The sequence below is a fragment of the Salipiger pallidus genome (assembly GCF_014643635.1).
Lineage (GTDB): Bacteria > Pseudomonadota > Alphaproteobacteria > Rhodobacterales > Rhodobacteraceae > Salipiger > Salipiger pallidus.
In genome coordinates, this window is sequence record NZ_BMJV01000007.1 from 34,647 (window position 1) to 52,416 (window position 17,770).

A 17,770-nucleotide genomic window follows, 5' to 3' on the forward strand; every position below is an offset into this window, starting at 1 on the left:
ACGCCAGCCCCTTCTTCTGTTGTAAAATACGCAAATGCCGACCCCTTCAGCCTGCGCCAAGCGCCGCGGCGATGCGCAGCGCCAGCCGCCGCGCCACCTCGCGCTTGCCCATCCGTGGCCAGGCCTCGGACCCGTTTTCGGAAATCAGCACGACCGCGTTCTCGGATCCGCCCATGATCCCGGTGGCAGGGCTTACGTCATTGGCGACGATCCAGTCGCACCCCTTGCGAACACGCTTGGCCGTGGCATGGGCGACGACATCGTCGGTCTCGGCGGCAAAGCCCACCACGAGGCCGGGACGGCCCTCAGGCAGGCGCGACACCTCGGCAAGGATGTCCGGGTTCTCGGCAAATTCCAGCACCGGCAGCTGCCCGTTCTGCTTCTTGATCTTCGAGTCCGACGCGCTCGCCACACGCCAGTCCGCCACCGCCGCGGCAAAGACGCCCGCGTCCACCGGCAAGGCGCCGAGGACAGCAGCCCGCATCTGGGTCGCAGTCACGACCTCGATCACTTCGACGCCTTCGGGACGTGCCACCTCGGCGGGGCCGGTCACGAACACCACATCCGCCCCGAGCGCCCTAAGCGCCTCGGCGATCGCCGTGCCCTGCGCGCCGGAGGATCGGTTGGCGATGTAGCGGACGGGGTCAATGGGCTCGTGCGTTGGCCCGGAAGTGACAAGAACCCGCCGACCCGCCAGCGGGCCGCCGGTCAGCGCTGACCTAACGGCATCTACCACGTCCGGCACCTCGGCAAAGCGGCCCGGGCCGAACTCGCCGCAGGCCATGGCACCTTCGTCCGGGCCGACCACCTGCACGCCATCCGCCAGCAGCTGCGCCAGATTGCGCTGCGTCGCCGGATGCTGCCACATGCGCACGTTCATTGCGGGTACGATCATCACCGGCGTGTCCGTGGCCAGAAGCAGCGTCGAGGCAAGATCCCCTGCCAGCCCCTGCACCATCTTCGCCATCAGATCCGCCGTCGCCGGGGCTACCAGCACCAGATCCGCCACGCGGCTGAGCTGAATGTGCCCCATCTCGGCCTCGGAGGTCAGGTCGAACAGCTCGCGATGGACCGTCTCTCCGGCCAGAGCCGCCACCGAAAGCGGCGTCACGAATTGCTCTGCCGAGGGCGTCATCACCGGCGTCACCACCGCCCCGAGATCGCGCAGACGGCGGATCAGTTCGAGCGACTTGTAGGCGGCAATCCCGCCCCCGATGATCAGAAGGATCCGTTTTCCCGAAAGCATACCGCCCGCCTTTCTGCCGCGCAGCGCGCGACCTCCGGCCAAGAGCTACCCCGCGTTACGGAAAAACTCAATTCGCCTCGGGTTCGTCGAAGGCCGCCAGGGATCATCGCGCTCCACGCCGGGGCTTTTCTCGACCAGATCGAAGCTGCCATCCGGGCCATCGCTACCCTCTTCGCCCTGGCCAAGCGAAGCCACGCTCACCTCGGGCGAAGCCATGGCGATCAGTGCGGGAGCCCCCCAGTCGGTGCGAGCGTGACCGTTTCCGGTGATGACCACCACTGGCCCGCCATGCATGGAAAACGCCTCGAGCGCAGTTTCGGCCAGTCGTCCGTCACGCAGGCGCTGGATGTCGACCATGACCGGCAGCATGTCATCCGGCAGCGCGCCGCAGTGGGCCGCCGCCTGCATCTCCTGCCGTTCGGGCTGCATGTCCACGGGGAGCGGCTCGTCAAGACCGTAGAAGCCGGCACTGGGCCCGAAGACCTCATCCACCGGGCGGCCATCCACCGCGCGCGCTTCTTCCCGTGGCAGGGCAGCGCCAAAGATCGCCGCCGCGCCTGAGGCTTCGAATAGCGGGTAGTACATCGAGAAATCCGGCCAACCGGAATTTTCCCAATCAAGTAGCTCGGCCAGCGCCGTCTCATGCGCCAAGTCCTCGGGGTGGATCTGCGCCGCCTGATCCGTGGTCAGCATCTCGTAGACCACCGCCACCGGGGCGATCTGCGCCATCAGTTCGGCCTGCCGGCTGTGGTGGCTTGGGTTGTCGTGGATTTCACCAAGGAAGACGACGTCCGTTTCCGGCAGGTCCTCAAGAGAAACGCTCCCCTGCGCGGTCTGGGCCACGGCAGCGGGAGCGATCAGGCCCAGCGCGATCAGCGGGGCAACAAGCAAAGAGATGCGCATCATGCGAGGAAGTGTGCCACCTCGCGCGACTGCGTTTCAAGCGACTTGCGCATCTTCTGAAACGCCGCCGCCTCGAGCTGACGCACGCGTTCCTTGGAGAGGCCAAGCTCTTGCCCGAGGCTTTCCAGTGTCCGGCTTTCGTCCCGCAGCTTGCGCTCGCGCACGATGAAGCGTTCGCGGTCGTTCAGCCCCGACAGAGCCGTAACCAGCCACTGGCGCAGCTGAGCGTTGTCGAGCTTGCCCTCAACCAGAAGCGATCCGGCCTCACCCTCGTCCTCGAGCGTGTCGATCCATTCGCGGCCATCTTCGTCACTGGACTGGGTGGCATTGAGCGAAAAGTCGGACCCAGACAGGCGACCTTCCATCATCTGCACATCGTGCAGCGGAACACCGATCTCCTGCGCGATGGCCGCGTGCAGAACGTGGCGCTCCAGCGTCTTGCCCTCTGCGGACGCTTCGCGTTCAAGCCGGGCCTGAACCCGGCGCATGTTGAAGAACAGCGACTTTTGAGAAGAGGTCGAGCCAGTGCGCACCATGGACCAGTTGCGCATCACGTAATCCTGGATGCTCGCCTTGATCCACCAAACTGCGTAGGTGGAAAAGCGCACGCCGCGATCCGGATCGAACTTGTCAGCGGCCTTCATCAGGCCAAGACCAGCCTCTTGGATCAAATCGCCCATCGGGGCACCATAGCGCTTGAACTTTGCCGCCATCGAAATAGCTAGACGCATATAAGCATTGATGAGCCGGTGCAGCGCAGCCTCGTCACGATTGTCGCGCCACGCGTAAGCCAGCCGCAGTTCTGTTTCGGCGTCGAGCAGCTCTGCCTTCATTGCCTTGCGGGAAAGGGTCTGGTCGTTGAAAAACTCGGACATTGAATGTGACTCCCCGTCATTCCATCGTTCGCGCAATCATCGGCGGACTGGTGCTTTCCCGTCTCGCAGGCGAATTTATACGACCTTTAACGCAGCGACCTCCAAATTGGTTTCCTCCAGCTGAGCGATTTTTCTCGATCAGCCCCTGCAAATGCCATCACGCTCTCGTGATATTTCCGAGAGACGACAAAACCGTCGGCCGGTTCCCGCCTGACTGCAATTCCTGCGCCGTGGCTTTCGAAATTACCTGAATTAACGCTTTGCTAACCATGCTTGGGGCAGCCTGTCCCGAGCATGGTCGGGAGCAGTCGATTGGTCACAACAGCCTATACGGTGGCATTCGAAGGCGTGGAGGCGCGCCCGGTCGAGGTGCAATGCGCCATCACCGCCGGCGTACCGGGCTTCGCCATCGTCGGATTGCCGGACAAGGCCGTGTCCGAGGCTCGCGAACGGGTGCGCGCGGCGCTGACCGGCATGTCCATTGCGATGCCGTCCAAGCGCATCACGGTGAACCTGTCGCCAGCAGACCTGCCCAAGGAGGGCTCGCATTTCGACCTGCCCATCGCTCTGGCCCTGCTAGCGGCTCTGGACATTCTGCCCACCGAGGACGTGTCACGCACCATGGCGCTCGGCGAACTTGCGCTCGACGGCACACTGGTGCGGGTGCCCGGGGCTCTGCCTGCCGCCATGACGGCGGCGGAAGAGGATCGCACCCTGCTCTGCCCCCGCGCCTGCGGCCCCGAGGCCGCATGGGTCGGCAACGCCCGCGTCATCGCCGCCAACACCCTGACCGAGGTGGTCCGGCACTACGCCGGCGACGCGGTGATCAGCCCTGCCACTCCGGGGGAGGTCATCGGTACAACGGACCATCCGGACCTTCTGGACGTGAAAGGACAGGAACGCGCGAAACGTGCCTTGGAGATATCCGCCGCCGGTCGTCACCACATGATACTGGTAGGGGCGCACGGATCGGGCAAATCTATGCTCGCGGAACGCATGGCAAGTATCCTGCCACCGCTCACGGCGCTCGAGGCCCTGGAGACCTCCATGGTCCAGTCGGTCGCCGGAGAGCTGCGGGGGGCCGGCATTTCGCGGCAGCGGCCCTTCCGAAGACTTCATCACACCGCATCCATGGCTGCCATCACGGGGGGCGGACGTGGCGCCAAACCCGGCGAGGTCAGCCTCGCCCATAATGGCGTGTTGTTTCTTGATGAGCTGCCCGAGTTTCCAAGGGCGGTCCTCGAAACCCTCCGACAGCCCATCGAGTCAGGGTCGATCGCAGTCTCACGCGCCAATGCACATGTGACCTATCCCTGCCGCTTCCTGCTGGTTGCCGCGGCGAACCCCTGCAAGTGCGGGCACCTTACCGACCCCGCCAGCGCATGCTCCCGCGCCCCGGTTTGCGGCGAGGATTACATGGGCCGCATTTCAGGGCCCTTGATGGACCGGATCGACCTGCGCATCGAGGTGCCCCCAGTTCCGTTCATGGATCTGGATATGCCTGCCCCCACCGAAAGCTCCGCCGATGTCGCCCGTCGCGTCAGTTCAGCGCGACAGATTCAGGCTCAGCGTTTCGGTAGCACTGTGAAGTTGCGCACGAATGCCGACGCCGAAGGGCGCATGCTGGACGAAATCGCACCGCTCGACGCGGAATGCCGCGCGCTCCTGCTCAAAGCCGCAGAGCGGTTTGGCCTGTCGGCGCGGGGCTACCACCGTATCCTGCGGGTGGCGCGCACCGTCGCAGACCTCGACGGTTCGGCCGACATCCGAAGGCCCCACCTTGCCGAAGCGCTGAGCTACCGCCTGATCGCCCCGAGAGAGGCCTGAACAAAGCGCGCTGCCTCACGCAGCGTCGTCCTGGCCTCGGGGATCCAACCGTCGAACACCGGCCACGCATGGGGCGCATCGGGGTGCTCGCGCAGCGCAACATCGCCGCCGAACTCGCGCAACCGCGCCGCCATGCGGCGGGCGTCATCCGCAAGGATCTCGGTGGCGGAATAGTGGATCATCACCGGAGGGCAGTCCGGAAAGCGCCCGTAGAGCGGTGAGATGCGCGGATCGTCGCGGGCAGCCTTTCCGAGGGTCAGGGCCACCAACTCTTCCATCCGGTCGACCGGCAGATAAGGGTCGGTATCGGCGTTGTCGCGTAAGCTCTGGCCCGTCATAGTCAGATCGCACCATGGAGAAAAGACCACCGCACATCCCGGCGGCTCGCCCTGCTCGCAGCACCAGCCCAGAAGCGACAGGGCAAGGCCACCACCGGCGGAATCGCCTGAAAGCGCGATGTTCTCGGGCAAATATCCCAACTCACGGCAGCGGGTCCACGCCTCCACGGCGGCATTGAAAGGCGCCGGACAGGGGCTATCCGGTGCCAGCGGGTAGGCCGGAGCGCAAACCTCGATGTGCGACAGGCGCGAGAGCCGCGCGATCAGGCCTTCATGGCTGTAGGGGCTGCCGGTGATGTAGCCGCCACCGTGGAAATAGAGGATCACGCGGTCCGGGCGGCAGGGACATGCACTGATCCAGTGCAAGTCGCCCGGACGCTCTGCATGCCGGATGCCAGCGGGCCGGCGCAGAAGCCAGCGCGAGCTGAGATCGAAATCCCGCAGGGCCTCTTGCGGCCCCGCAGTGCGTTCCAGACGTGGCTTGACCAGCGTGCGCAGCAGCAGATTGAGAGCGGCGAGCCGCCGGCTCATCCGACCCTGGCTTCGATCGCCTGCCAGATCTTGCCGGCGATATTGACGCCGTCAAACCGCTCGAGCTCCTGAATGCCGGTGGGCGAGGTCACGTTGATCTCGGTGAGCCACTCGCCGATCACGTCGATGCCCACAAAGATCTGCCCCTTTTCCTTCAGGATCGGGCCGATGGCGGCACAGATCTCGCGGTCGCGTTCGGTCAGGGCAACCTTCTCGGGGCGACCTCCCACATGCATGTTGGACCGGACCTCACCCTTGGCCGGGACGCGGTTGATTGCGCCAACCGGCTCACCGTCCACGAGGATCACGCGCTTGTCGCCCGCCGTGACTGCCGGCAGGTATTTCTGCACGATCAGCGGCTCACGCGAAAAGCCGGTAAAGAGCTCGTGGAGCGAGCTCAGGTTGCGGTCATTCTGGTCAAGGCGGAACACCCCGGCCCCGCCATTGCCGTAGAGAGGCTTGAGAATAACATCCCCGTGCCGTTCCTTGAACTCGCGGATGGTGGCGAGATCGCGCGCGATGGTGGTCGGCGGGGTCAGCTGCGGAAAGTCGAGCACCAGCAGCTTTTCGGGAAAATTGCGCACCCAGAAAGGATCGTTGACCACAAGCGTGTCCGGCGACAGCCGCCCAAGCAGGTGGGTCGTGGTGATGTAGTGCATGTCGAAGGGAGGATCCTGCCGCAGCCAGACCACGTCCATGTCCGCAAGGTCGACAAGACGCATCTCGCTCAGTTCCGCGTGCTCCCCCTGCACGCGCTTGACGCGCAGCGACTGGCCGCGCGCCATGATCCTGCCCTCTTGGAAGGACAGGTTGTCGGGCGTGTAGTAGAACAGCTCGTGACCACGCTCCTGCGCTTCTTCTGCAAGGCGGAAGGTGCTGTCCGCGTTGATGTTGACCGGACCGATCGGATCCATCTGGAAGGCAATTTTCATGGGCTTTTCCCGCTTAGGCTTTGGCCATACATGGCCCACCACGCCCGCAGTGACAATCCTTGCAGCGCAACGCGCGCGCCGAGGTGACGGTCAGAGAAACGCGTTTTCCAGAACGCGTATCATCCCATGGGTATTGAGCAGCGCCACGTCAAACCGCATTTCTGTCAGCGAGCCCGTGGGCTGATCACCCACAAATTCCTCGGCAGCCTTCATGACACGGCGGATCTGGTGGCGCGAGAGCCGCTCGATCGCCCGATCGAAGCTACGGCTTTTCTTGACTTCGACGAAGACGAAACCGTCGCCATCACAGAACACCAGGTCGATCTCGCCGGCCTTGCCCCGCCACCTCCGGGCGACAAGAGGGTACCCCCGCCGTTCGTAATCCCGGGCGACTTGCACTTCTGCAGACAGACCGGCGTGGTAGCCCATCGCGCCGCGATCTGCGCGTGCCCGGCGTGTATCGGAGATCGGCGCGCGAGGAGCCGGAGAAGGGCGCGGCACAACAACCGGATCTGCAAAATCGAATGCGAGCTGGTGGGCGGTCATGACGTCACTCCTGCTTCAACTCCGGAGCCGCACCGCGTACCCGGTCTAATCGTTTTGCGCCCGCTCCTTCGCCAACTCCATGGCGCGCTGGTAGGCGGCGCGCCGCTTGACGCCCAGCATTCGGGACACCGTATCGGCGGCATCTCGCACCGACATCGTGTCGAGCGCGGCCTCCAGAGAGCTGTCTAGATCAGATTCGCTAATTTTCTCCGAACTTCCGCGGCCGATCAGCACGACGATCTCTCCCTTGGTGGGATCCTCGGCATAGAATTCGGCAAGTTCGGCGAGGCTGCCGCTGCGGCATTCCTCGAAGCGCTTGGTCAGCTCGCGGCAAACTGCGGCGTGCCGGTCGCCACCCAACGTCGCGGCCGCATCCGCCAGCATCGCACCGATGCGGCGAGGTGATTCGTAGAACGCCAGCGTTGCCGGGATCTGCGCAAGTTCTGACAGGGCCTTGCGCCGCGCGCCGGCGGCATTGGGCAGAAAGCCCGCGAACATGAAGCGGTCTGTCGGCAGGCCCGCGACGGTCAGGGCTGCGATCACCGCCGCCGCGCCCGGCGCGGTGGTCACCGGCAGATCCTCTTCCCGCGCCGCACGGACGAGGTCGAAGCCCGGGTCCGAGATCATCGGCGTTCCGGCCTCGGACGCATAGGCGACGGTGTGCCCCTCGCGCAGCGCTTCGAGCAGCTTGGGGCGTGCCCGGTCGCCGTTGTGCTCATGGTAGGACAGGCACGGCCTCTCCCCCAGCGGCACGCCGTGGATCTCAAGCAGTCGGCGCAGGGACCGCGTGTCCTCTGCCGCGAGCACATCCGCGTGGCGCAGGACGTCGAGTGCCCTCAGCGTGATATCCCGCGCGTTTCCGATAGGGACCGCAACCATGTGCAGTCCCGGCGCGATTTTGCCTTTTCCGGGATTCATCTCTGGACCCGCCCCCCTGCTAGACTATGATCGTTCCCAAACTTGCACGGGACAAACCCGTGCCCGTAAGCGAGGGAGTTACTCCGACATGTTCGCCGTTTTGACCAGCGCCCGCAAGGCGCTCTCTGCCGCTGCCCTGGCTTCTGCTGGGCTGCTCGCCGCCTGTGACATCCCAAACGTGTCTGACATGGCGGGCACCGCAGGCAGGGGAGGTCCGCAGATCGATCCGAACCAGTCGGTTCGCGTCGCCCTTCTCATCCCCCAGAGCGATTCCGGCGCCGGTGCCATCGCCCGCGATCTTGAGAATGCCGCCCGCCTCGCCATCCGCGATCTCGACGGCGTCACGATCGACCTTGCGGTCTACGACACCGCCGGGTCGGGCGCACAGGCCGCCCAGCAGGCACAGCTTGCCGTGGATCAGGGCGCGCGCATCATCCTCGGGCCGCTGCGCGGCGAGGTTGCCGTCGAGGCGTCCAAGGCGGTCGCCGACGAGGGCGTCAATGTGCTGTCCTTCTCGAACAATTCGTCCATCGCCGGGGGCAATCTCTTCGTGCTCGGGCCGACCTTCCGCAACACCGCGGACCGCTTGATGGGCTATGCCCGCAAGCAGGGTCAGAAAAACGTCGCCATCCTGCATTCCGATGACGTTCCTGGCCAGTTCGGCCGAACCGCCATCCAGCAGGCGGCGTCCAGCAATGGCATCAAAGTCGCCGGCATCCAGCCCTACCCGCTGAGCGTCGAGGGCGTGACCGAAGCGGCCCGTGGTCTCGGCGCCGCAGCGCCTGGCGCGGATTCGGTGTTCATCACAACCGATGCCACCAACGCCGCCATGCCGATCATTCTCGACACCCTGCCCGAAAGCGGGCTCGACCCGGCACAGATCCAGTACATCGGCCTGACCCGCTGGGACGTGAAGCCGGAGCTCTTCAGCTACCCCGGTGCCGAAGGTGCATGGTTCACCTTGCCCAACCAGTCCATGCAGCAGAGCTTCCAGCAGCGCTACAGCGCCGCCTACGGCAGCTCGCCCCACCCACTTGCCGGGCTTGCCTTCGACGGCATCGCCGCCATCGGCGCTCTGGTGGAACAGGGCCGCAGCGATGCACTGACCGGGCGCGCACTGACGCAATCGGCTGGTTTCCAGGGCACGGGCGGTGTATTCCGTCTGAAATCGGACGGCACCAATGAGCGCGGCCTCGCGGTCGCCACGGTGCGCAACAACCAGATGGTGATCCTTGACCCTGCCCCCTCCAGCTTCCGCGGCGCGGGATTCTGACAACCTGAAGCAATACCCGATGCCGGACGACCTGATCGCGCCGGCATCGGACATCTTCGACGTTCCTGCCGTGCGCGACCGGCTTTTCGCTGCCGCGCACGATGCAGACACCGAAGCGCAGGTGCGCGCCGCAGCGGTGCAGATCCTGTCCGAGGCCCGCAAGACCGGCCGCGATGTCATCGCCACCGCCTTTTCCGCCCGCCCCCGTGCCGCATTCGCCACCACCGAAGCCTACGCCTGGCTGACCGACTGCTGCGTGCGGCTGGTGTTCGAACTCGCCACCACCCACCTGCATCCACTCAACAATCCCACGGAAGGCGAGCGCCTGACCATGATGGCGGTCGGCGGCTATGGCCGCGGCGAGATGGCGCCTCAATCGGACGTGGACCTGCTGTTTCTGACCCCGTGGAAGATCACTCCCTGGGCAGAGAGCGTCATCGAGTCGATGCTCTACATCCTGTGGGATCTGAAGCTGAAGGTGGGTCACGCCTCGCGCACCGTGCGTGATTGCCTCCGCCTCGGGGCCGAGGATTACACCATCCGCACGGCCTTGCTGGAAACCCGGTTCCTGATCGGGCACGAACCGCTCGCCCGCGAGCTGGAAACGCGCCTCTGGAAAGACCTATTCAAGGGCACCGAGAAGGCATTCGTCGCCGCCAAGCTCGAAGAGCGCGGCGCGCGTCACCAGAAGCAGGGCCTGCGCTACGTGGTCGAGCCCAACGTCAAGGAAGGCAAGGGCGGGCTGCGCGATCTGCAGTCGCTCTACTGGATCACCAAGTACATCCACCACACCGACGACGCCGAGGAACTGGTGCGGCTCGGGGTCTTCCGCCGCGAGGAATACGCGCTGTTCATGCGCGCCGAGGAATTCCTCTGGGCGGCCCGCTGCCATCTGCATCTGGCAGCCGGCCGCGCGGTAGAGCAACTGAGCTTTGACATGCAGGTCGAGGTGGCGGACCGCATGGGCTATGTCGACAAGGGCGGCCGCCGCGCGGTGGAATGGTTCATGCAGGACTATTTCCGCCACGCCACGGCGGTGGGCGACCTGACACGAATCTTCCTCAGCGCGCTTGAGGCCGAGCACCAGAAGGACGCCCCCCTGCTCACCCGCATGTTCAAGCGCGGCCCGCATGTCAAACCCGGCTACAAGGTGGTCAACAACCGCCTGGCCATCGCCGACGACGCGGCCTTCCTCGCGGACAAGCTGAACCTTCTGCGCTACTTCGAGGAAGGGCTGCGCACCGGTCTCCTGCTGCACCCCAACGGCATGCGGCTGGTCAAGGCCAACCTTCATCTCATCGACGACGAGATGCGCGGCGACCGCGAGGCCCGGCGCATCTTCCTCGACCTGCTGCTCAAACACGGCAACCCGGAACGCTCGCTCCGGCGGATGAACGAGCTCAACATGTTGGGCGCCTTCATTCCGGAATTCGAGCCGATCGTCGCGATGATGCAGTTCAACATGTATCACAGCTACACCGTGGACGAGCACACCATCCAGTGCATCCGCCACCTGTCCGAGATCGAACATGGCGAGCTGGTCGAGGAACTTCCCGTCGCCTCCGAGATCCTCAACGAGGGCGTGAACCGCAAGGTTCTCTATATCGCGCTGCTGCTGCATGACATCGGCAAGGGCCGGGACGAGGATCACGCGGTGCTGGGGGCGCAGATCTCGCGCCGGGTGACCGCGCGGCTGGGCCTGTCGAAACAGGAATGCGCCACCGTCGAATGGCTGGTGCGCTACCACCTGCTGATGTCTGACATGGCGCAGAAACGCGACATCGCCGACCCGCGCACCGTGCGCGATTTCGCCAAGGCGGTGCAGACCAAGGAACGGCTCGACCTGCTGACCGTTCTGACCGTCTGTGACATCCGCGGGGTCGGGCCAGCGGTCTGGAACAACTGGAAGGCCGCGCTGCTGCGCGCGCTCTACCGTCAGACCCGCCGCGCGCTCGAGGACGGGATGGAGGCGCTGAACCGCGAGAACCGCGGCGCCGAGGCCAAGAAGGCCCTGCGCGAGGCGCTGACGGACTGGGATGCCAAGGACCTGCGCGCCGAAACAGGCCGCCATTACGATCCCTACTGGCAAGGCCTGCACGTCACCGCCCACGTGGTCTTTGCGCAGCTTCTCAAGGGCATCTCCGACGACGAGATCCGCATCGACATCCACCCTGACGAGGACCGCGATGCCACCCGCGTCTGCTTTGCCCTTGCCGATCACCCCGGCATCTTCGCGCGGCTGGCGGGCGCCTTGTCGCTGGTCGGGGCCAACGTGGTCGATGCGCGCACCTTCACCTCGAAGGACGGCTTTGCCACGGCGGCCTTCTGGATCCAGGACAGTGAGGGATCGCCCTACGAATCCGAACGCATCCCGCGCCTGCGCGACATGATCCGCAAGACCCTTCTGGGCGAGGTCAAACCCCGTGAGGCACTGCTGTCACGTGGCAAGATCAAAAAGCGCGAGAAGGCTTTCACCGTGCCGACCTCGATCGCATTCGACAACGAAGGGTCTGAGATCTACACCATCATCGAGGTCGACACCCGCGACCGTCCAGGGCTGCTCTATGACCTGACGCGCACCCTGTCGGAAAGCAACGTCTACATCTCGAGCGCAGTGATCGCGACCTTCGGTGAACAGGTGGTGGACACGTTCTACGTCAAGGACATGTTCGGGCTGAAGTTCTACACCCCGTCCAAGCAGAAGACGCTGGAACGCCGCCTGCGCGAGGCAATGAAGGCCGGGGCCGAACGCATCCTCAGCAACTCGTGACCCAAGCGCCCGCCGCCCCTCGCGGCGGGCACCGCGCATGGACTTGCGCGACGCGCGAAACCGGTGGATCCGCGCAACTGATGCCGACCTTGTTCCTGCGCGGCGGGCGCAGATGGCACCCTGGCCCCGCAAGCGGGCCGCCTAAATACATGGGCCTCGGTTGCCTCGGGGCGGCGCTCGGGCTAAGGGATGCGCGCAATCCGGGAAGCCCAGGAGCCAGTCATGGCCAAAGAGAAGAAAGCCCCTCGTCCCAAGGCGCAGACGCCCAAGGGATTCCGCGACTATTTCGGTGCCGAAGTCACCGAGCGCAGCGACATGCTGCGCGCCATCGCCGGGGTGTACCATCGATACGGCTTCGAGGCGCTGGAATCGAGCGCGGTCGAGACCGTCGAGGCGCTCGGCAAGTTCCTTCCCGACGTGGACCGCCCCAACGAGGGCGTCTTCGCATGGCAGGACGAAGACGAGAGTTGGATGGCCCTGCGCTATGACCTCACGGCGCCGCTGGCGCGGGTCTATGCCCAGCACCGCAACGATCTGCCCCTGCCCTACCGCCGCTTTGCCATGGGGCCGGTTTGGCGCAACGAAAAGCCCGGGCCGGGCCGCTTCCGCCAGTTCTACCAGTGCGATGCGGACACCGTGGGTGCGGCATCGGTCGCGGCGGATGCCGAGATCTGCGCGATGCTGTCGGACACCCTCGAGGTCGTCGGCATTCCGCGCGGCGATTACCTCGTGCGGGTCAATAACCGCAAGGTTCTGAACGGTGTGCTCGAGGCGATGGGTGTGGCGGACGAAGGCCAGCAGGCCGCCGTCCTGCGCACCATCGACAAGTTCGACAAGGTCGGAGAGGCGGGCGTGCGCGAGCTGCTCGGCAAGGGCCGCCTTGATGCGTCGGGCGCCTATATCGACGGCGTGGGCCTGTCGGACGCGCAGGCAGAGCCGGTCTTGGCTTTCCTGACCTCCAAGGGCGCGGATGCCGCCGCCACCGTCGCCAACCTGCGCGCCGCCATCGGCTCCAGCCAGATCGGTGCCGAGGGTGTGGACGAGCTTGAGGAAATCGGCGCGCTGCTCGCCGCGCAGGGCTATGGCTCGGACCGGATCGAGATCGACCCATCGGTGGTGCGTGGCCTCGGCTACTACACCGGCCCCGTGTTCGAGGCCGAGCTGACCTTCGAGATCCTCGACGAGAAGGGCCGCAAGCGCCAGTTCGGCTCGGTCGCGGGCGGCGGGCGTTACGACGACCTCGTGAAGCGCTTCACTGGGCAGGCCGTGCCGGCCACCGGCGTGTCCATCGGTGTCGACCGGCTGCTGGCCGCGCTGCGCGAGAAGGGCCGCATCGGCTCTACCGTGCAGGGCCCCGTCGTGGTCACCGTCATGGACAAGGCCCGCATGGCCGACTACCAGGCCATCGTCTCTGAACTGCGCAACAACGGCATCCGGGCCGAGGTCTATCTTGGCAACCCCAAGAACTTCGGCAACCAGCTGAAATACGCGGACAAGCGCAACTCGCCGGTCGCCATCATCGAAGGCGGTGACGAGAAAGAGCGCGGCGTGGTGCAGATCAAGGACCTCGTCCTCGGGGCCAAGCTGGCGCAGGACGCCACTCTCGAAGAGTGGAAGGAGCGGCCCAGCCAGTACGAGGTTCCGCGCAGCGAGATGATCGCAAAGGTCCGGGAGATCCTGTCGCAATGGCAGTCGCAGCCGAGTTCTTCCAATGAGGTTCCTGAGGGAACAAGGGAATGATTAGCATCGCTGAAGAGCGCGCCGAGGCAGTCCGCCTGCGCGCCCGCTTCGTAGAGGAAGGCGCACAGAACGTCGACTGTGCCATCCTGCAACCGGCGGAAACGCTGCTGGACCTCTACGGTGAGGACATTCGCGCCCGCGCCTATGTCACCCATGACCCCGCACGCGGCGAGGTTATGCTCCGCCCGGACTTCACGGTTCCAGTGGTGCAGATGCACATGGAAACCCGCGCCGCCCCCGCCCGCTACACCTATTGCGGCGAGGTCTTCCGCCGCCAGGAGGACGATCCGGACCGCGCTTCGGAATATTTCCAGGTGGGCTACGAGCTTTTCGCCGACCGCTCTCCGGCGCAGGCCGATGCCGAGGTCTTTGCCATCTTCGCCGACGTCCTTGCCCCGCACGGGCTGCGGGCGGTGACCGGCGATATCGGCATTCTTGCCTCTGCGGTGCAGACCTTGGAAATCTCCGAGCCGCGCCGTGCCGCACTGATGCGGCACATTTGGCGGCCCCGGCGCTTCCGTGCGCTGCTCGATCGCTACTCGGGCCGCACCCCGCCCCCGAACGCCCGCAAGGCGCTGCTCAAGGCCGAGGACCCGTTGAGGGACGCCGGTCCGATGATCGGCCTGCGTTCTGAGGCCGAGATAGCTGCCCGCATAGACGCCCTGCGCGCTGATGCCGCCGAAGGCCCGCTCTGCCGCAGCCAGGTCGAGTTGATCGACACGGTGCTGTCGGTGCGCGAAACCTGCCCCTTCGCGCTCGAGCATCTGCACGACATCGCCGTGGACCTGCCGGGTCTTACCCCGGCGGTCGAGCGGTTCGAGGCGCGCTGTGATGCCATGGCGGCGCGCGGCGTCGATGTGGACGCTCTGGAGTTCGAGGCAAGCTATGGCCGCACCTCGATGGAATATTACGACGGCTTCGTCTTCGGCTTCCTGCAACCGGGCCGCCCGGACCTGCCCCCCATCGCCACCGGCGGGCGCTACGACGCGCTGACCGAACGCCTGGGACAAGGCCGCGCCGCACCGGCAGTGGGCGGGGTGATACGTCCGGGGCTGCTGCTTCAGATGGGAGGCCGGGCATGACCTTGAAGCTGGGTGTACCGTCCAAGGGGCGGTTGATGGAAAAAACCTTCGACTGGTTCGGCGCCCGAGGCATCGCCCTGTCGCGCACCGGGTCCGACCGGGAATATTCCGGCGCGGTCGACGGGATCGAGGGCGTGGAGCTTGTGCTTCTGTCCGCCGGAGAAATCCCGCGCGAGCTGTCGGCGGGGCGCATCCACCTTGGCGTCACCGGCACCGACCTGGTGCGCGAAAAGCTGGTGCAGTGGGAACAGAAGGTCGAGCCGCTGGCCGAGCTTGGCTTTGGCCATGCGGACCTCATCATCGCGGTGCCTGCCGCGTGGGTTGACGTCACGACGCTCGACGATCTCGACGCGGTGGCCGCCGCCTTCCGGGACCGGCACGGCTTCCGCCTGCGGATCGCGACGAAATACCACCGGCTTGTGCGCGAACACCTGCGCCGGGGCGGCGTGTCCGACTATCAGCTTGTCGACAGCCAGGGCGCGACCGAGGGCACCGTCAAGAACCTCACCGCCGAGGCCATCGCCGACATCACCTCCACCGGCGAGACGCTGAGGGCCAACCACCTCAAGGTGCTTGACGAAGAGCCGGTGCTGCGCAGCCAGGCCACCCTGTTCCGCTCGCGCAAGGCGCCCATGGCGGGCACCGACCGCGACGCGCTGCGCGAGCTCGAGGAGATGCTGGGGGTCTAAGACCCACCCCACGCCCATGGTGAGTGAAAAAAGGCCGCGCCGCCGGGCGCGGCCCGTTTCTTTTGGTGCGCGCCTCACCAGCGCGATTTCCTGCCACACCAGCCATACCCAGCCCCGCCTCCTCCAGGCGACCCGCGTTCTCAAGAGCGCCGGTTGGCAGCATCGCGAATGCCTGCCCCCCTCTGTAGCTCCGGTCAGGTTTCACCCTGAGCCGCCCCGGCGGTCGATCATGCGCACCCCGGTGCGTCCGCCGTGCCTCTGCCCTTCGAGCGCACGCCTTCGCCACGCCGCCCACCATATATATAACGTTTTTATTCGTCCTGTCGGCACCCAGGACTCCAAACAAGGAGCACGAGCGCAAAACGGGACTTGATCCCGGCGCGGTTCGGATCATTTCCCTTCACATGAAACATTGGTTGCTGCTTGGCCTCGCCCTTCTGACTGCCTGTGGACGCGGTGTCCCCGATGGGGCGCGCGTCGTCGTGGCGGGAGATTCCGTTATGGCGTGGAACCGGTCCTCCGGGCAGTCCCTCGCGGGCCAGCTCGAGGCGCGGCTGGGCGAGCCTGTCGGCGACGTGTCCCTCACGCTGGCCAAGGTGGCAGGCGGGACCGGTCCGCTAAACATTCCCAACCAGCTGCGTGGGGTCTCCGCGCAATGGATCGTGCTCGACGGTGGAGCGAACGATCTCAGCGGCAAATGCGAGGCGGCGGAGTATACGCCCATCCTCGAGCGGCTGATCTCCAAGGACGGCGCGCGCGGCGCGATCCCGGCACTGGTGTCGGACCTGCGCGGGCGCGGCGCGCGGGTGATCTGGGCCGATTACTACACCGCCCCACGCTATGCCGGCACCGGCTGCGAAGCGCCCTACGACATGCTTGAAGAGCGGCTCGCGCGCATGGCCGCCGCCGATGCGGGTGTGACGCTGGTGGACATGGATGCAGTATTCACCCCGGACGACCTGACGCTCTTTGCGTCCGACCGCATGCACCCGTCCCCCAAGGGATCGGCCCTCATGGCAGACCAGATCGCCCCGCTTCTGGTGCGCTAGCACTGCCTGAGCGCGCGGCACAAGTCTGCCCTGCGCATGTCACGGTGCGCCTGCCCCCTTCACCTGCCGCCGCCATACGTGCAAGCGTTCCCTGAACGCAATCTGAAGGAGTCCAGCAATGAAGGTCGGAATCGTCGGGGTCGGCATGGTGGGGTCCGCCGCCGCCTACGCGCTCGCGCTCAGGGGCGGGGCGAGCGAGATCGTGTTGGTGGACCAGTCCGAAGCCTTCGCCCGCGCACAGGCCGAGGACATCGCCCACGCGGTGCCCTTCGCCCACCCCTGCCGTGTCAGCGCTGGCGGCTATGACGCGCTGAACGGCGCGGCGCTGGTGATCCTTGCCGCCGGGGTGGCGCAAAAGCCCGGCGAGGACCGGCTCAGCCTGCTGGCCCGCAACGCCGAGGTCTTTGCAAAGGTCATCGAGGGCGTGCGGGGCGCGGCGCCGGGGGCGATGCTGCTGGTCGCCTCGAACCCGGTGGACGTGATGACCGGGGTGGCGCTGCGCCTGTCGGGCCTGCCGGTTGGGCGCGTCATCGGCTCGGGCACGATCCTCGACACCGCGCGGTTCCGGTCGCTGCTGGCGGATCACATGGGCATCGCGGCGCAGTCGGTGCATGCCTACGTGCTGGGCGAGCATGGGGATTCCGAGGTGCTGGCCTGGGCATCTGCCCGCGCAGGCTCCGAGCCGGTGGCGCGGTTCGCGGCGCAGATGGGGGCGGCGATCACCGGGGATGTGCGGGCGCGGATCGATGATGGCGTGCGCCGCGCCGCCTATCGCATCATCGAGGGCAAGGGGGCCACGTGGTACGGCATCGGCGCAGGCCTCGCGCGGATCGTGCAGGCGGTGCGGGATGACCAGCGGGCGGTGCTGTCGGTGTCCACCTTCACACCGGAGGTGGAGGGGGTGCAGGATGTGGCGCTCAGCCTCCCCCGCGTCGTGGGGCGCGAGGGCGTTCTTTCGACCCTGAACCCCGAGCTGGCCCCGGACGAAGCCGTCGCCCTGCGCCGATCGGCCGAAATGCTGATGGCAACGGCCGAGGCGCTGGACTGAAGC

15 protein-coding genes are annotated in these 17,770 nt (G+C 66.0%); 8 read left to right on the plus strand and 7 right to left on the minus strand.

What is annotated here, in order from left to right; all coding sequences use genetic code 11:
* Positions 1–46: 46 nt before the first annotated feature.
* Genes coaBC through IEX41_RS16250 form a run of 3 tightly spaced genes read right to left on the minus strand, consistent with a single transcriptional unit; the run spans position 47 to position 3,024 of the window.
* On the minus strand, positions 47–1,246 hold the full coding sequence (gene coaBC / locus IEX41_RS16240) for a bifunctional phosphopantothenoylcysteine decarboxylase/phosphopantothenate--cysteine ligase CoaBC (RefSeq protein ID WP_188791324.1): 1,200 nt from the start codon (positions 1,244–1,246) through the stop codon (positions 47–49).
* Positions 1,247–1,291: 45 nt separating this feature from the next.
* Entirely contained in the window at positions 1,292–2,152 is an 861-nt protein-coding gene (locus IEX41_RS16245) for a ChaN family lipoprotein (RefSeq protein WP_188791325.1), read from the minus strand.
* Positions 2,149–3,024 (minus strand): RNA polymerase factor sigma-32, encoded by an 876-nt coding sequence (locus tag IEX41_RS16250; protein WP_188791326.1) that lies wholly within the window; start codon positions 3,022–3,024, stop codon positions 2,149–2,151. The genes IEX41_RS16245 and IEX41_RS16250 overlap by 4 nt, the downstream gene beginning before the upstream one ends.
* Before the next feature lie 312 nt (positions 3,025–3,336).
* Between IEX41_RS16250 and IEX41_RS16255 the strand changes: the two genes are divergently transcribed.
* Positions 3,337–4,851 (plus strand): YifB family Mg chelatase-like AAA ATPase, encoded by a 1,515-nt coding sequence (locus tag IEX41_RS16255; protein WP_188791327.1) that lies wholly within the window; start codon positions 3,337–3,339, stop codon positions 4,849–4,851.
* Here the strand turns inward: IEX41_RS16255 and IEX41_RS16260 are convergent.
* The 4 genes from IEX41_RS16260 to rsmI all read right to left on the minus strand — a co-directional run bounded on the left by IEX41_RS16260 (position 4,821) and on the right by rsmI (position 8,116).
* Complete coding sequence (locus tag IEX41_RS16260) at positions 4,821–5,720, minus strand: alpha/beta hydrolase fold domain-containing protein (RefSeq protein WP_188791328.1); 900 nt, start codon at positions 5,718–5,720, stop codon at positions 4,821–4,823. The two genes, IEX41_RS16255 and IEX41_RS16260, sit on opposite strands and share 31 nt — an antisense overlap.
* Positions 5,717–6,652 carry a glutathione synthase gene (gene gshB, locus IEX41_RS16265; RefSeq protein ID WP_188791329.1) on the minus strand — a complete coding sequence of 312 codons (936 nt, stop codon included), beginning with the start codon at positions 6,650–6,652 and terminating at the stop codon, positions 5,717–5,719. Before gshB ends, IEX41_RS16260 begins: the two co-directional genes overlap by 4 nt.
* A 90-nt stretch (positions 6,653–6,742) precedes the next feature.
* Positions 6,743–7,198, minus strand: a complete 456-nt coding sequence (locus IEX41_RS16270; RefSeq protein ID WP_188791330.1) for a YraN family protein — start codon at positions 7,196–7,198, stop codon at positions 6,743–6,745.
* 45 nt (positions 7,199–7,243) lie between these two features.
* Entirely contained in the window at positions 7,244–8,116 is an 873-nt protein-coding gene (gene rsmI, locus IEX41_RS16275; RefSeq protein ID WP_188791331.1) for a 16S rRNA (cytidine(1402)-2'-O)-methyltransferase, read from the minus strand.
* A gap of 88 nt (positions 8,117–8,204) precedes the next feature.
* Here rsmI and IEX41_RS16280 point away from each other — a divergent pair, with 88 nt between their 5' ends.
* From IEX41_RS16280 to IEX41_RS16310, 7 genes are all read left to right on the plus strand, one after another.
* Positions 8,205–9,389, plus strand: a complete 1,185-nt coding sequence (locus IEX41_RS16280) for a penicillin-binding protein activator (RefSeq protein ID WP_188791332.1) — start codon at positions 8,205–8,207, stop codon at positions 9,387–9,389.
* 19 nt (positions 9,390–9,408) lie between these two features.
* Positions 9,409–12,159, plus strand: coding sequence for a [protein-PII] uridylyltransferase (locus tag IEX41_RS16285; RefSeq protein ID WP_188791333.1), 2,751 nt, complete (start codon positions 9,409–9,411; stop codon positions 12,157–12,159).
* Between the two features lie 222 nt (positions 12,160–12,381).
* On the plus strand, positions 12,382–13,899 hold the full coding sequence (hisS, locus tag IEX41_RS16290) for a histidine--tRNA ligase (protein ID WP_188791334.1): 1,518 nt from the start codon (positions 12,382–12,384) through the stop codon (positions 13,897–13,899).
* On the plus strand, positions 13,896–14,981 hold the full coding sequence (locus IEX41_RS16295; protein WP_188791335.1) for an ATP phosphoribosyltransferase regulatory subunit: 1,086 nt from the start codon (positions 13,896–13,898) through the stop codon (positions 14,979–14,981). The genes hisS and IEX41_RS16295 overlap by 4 nt, the downstream gene beginning before the upstream one ends.
* Positions 14,978–15,670 carry an ATP phosphoribosyltransferase gene (gene hisG, locus IEX41_RS16300; protein ID WP_188791336.1) on the plus strand — a complete coding sequence of 231 codons (693 nt, stop codon included), beginning with the start codon at positions 14,978–14,980 and terminating at the stop codon, positions 15,668–15,670. The genes IEX41_RS16295 and hisG overlap by 4 nt, the downstream gene beginning before the upstream one ends.
* Before the next feature lie 404 nt (positions 15,671–16,074).
* Complete coding sequence (locus IEX41_RS16305) at positions 16,075–16,719, plus strand: SGNH/GDSL hydrolase family protein (RefSeq protein WP_188791337.1); 645 nt, start codon at positions 16,075–16,077, stop codon at positions 16,717–16,719.
* 118 nt (positions 16,720–16,837) lie between these two features.
* Positions 16,838–17,767, plus strand: coding sequence for an L-lactate dehydrogenase (locus IEX41_RS16310; RefSeq protein ID WP_188791338.1), 930 nt, complete (start codon positions 16,838–16,840; stop codon positions 17,765–17,767).
* Positions 17,768–17,770 lie beyond the last annotated feature (3 nt).

Bases quoted from the DNA above. Each gene is read 5' to 3' on its own strand.
- coaBC (WP_188791324.1), bottom strand. From the start codon at position 1,246: ATGCTTTCGGGAAAACGGATCCTTCTGATCATCGGGGGCGGGATTGCC.
- IEX41_RS16245 (WP_188791325.1), bottom strand. From the start codon at position 2,152: ATGATGCGCATCTCTTTGCTTGTTGCCCCGCTGATCGCGCTGGGCCTG.
- IEX41_RS16250 (WP_188791326.1), bottom strand. From the start codon at position 3,024: ATGTCCGAGTTTTTCAACGACCAGACCCTTTCCCGCAAGGCAATGAAG.
- IEX41_RS16260 (WP_188791328.1), bottom strand. From the start codon at position 5,720: ATGAGCCGGCGGCTCGCCGCTCTCAATCTGCTGCTGCGCACGCTGGTC.
- gshB (WP_188791329.1), bottom strand. From the start codon at position 6,652: ATGAAAATTGCCTTCCAGATGGATCCGATCGGTCCGGTCAACATCAAC.
- IEX41_RS16270 (WP_188791330.1), bottom strand. From the start codon at position 7,198: ATGACCGCCCACCAGCTCGCATTCGATTTTGCAGATCCGGTTGTTGTG.
- rsmI (WP_188791331.1), bottom strand. From the start codon at position 8,116: ATGAATCCCGGAAAAGGCAAAATCGCGCCGGGACTGCACATGGTTGCG.
- IEX41_RS16280 (WP_188791332.1), top strand. From the start codon at position 8,205: ATGTTCGCCGTTTTGACCAGCGCCCGCAAGGCGCTCTCTGCCGCTGCC.
- IEX41_RS16285 (WP_188791333.1), top strand. From the start codon at position 9,409: ATGCCGGACGACCTGATCGCGCCGGCATCGGACATCTTCGACGTTCCT.
- hisS (WP_188791334.1), top strand. From the start codon at position 12,382: ATGGCCAAAGAGAAGAAAGCCCCTCGTCCCAAGGCGCAGACGCCCAAG.
- IEX41_RS16295 (WP_188791335.1), top strand. From the start codon at position 13,896: ATGATTAGCATCGCTGAAGAGCGCGCCGAGGCAGTCCGCCTGCGCGCC.
- hisG (WP_188791336.1), top strand. From the start codon at position 14,978: ATGACCTTGAAGCTGGGTGTACCGTCCAAGGGGCGGTTGATGGAAAAA.
- IEX41_RS16305 (WP_188791337.1), top strand. From the start codon at position 16,075: ATGAAACATTGGTTGCTGCTTGGCCTCGCCCTTCTGACTGCCTGTGGA.
- IEX41_RS16310 (WP_188791338.1), top strand. From the start codon at position 16,838: ATGAAGGTCGGAATCGTCGGGGTCGGCATGGTGGGGTCCGCCGCCGCC.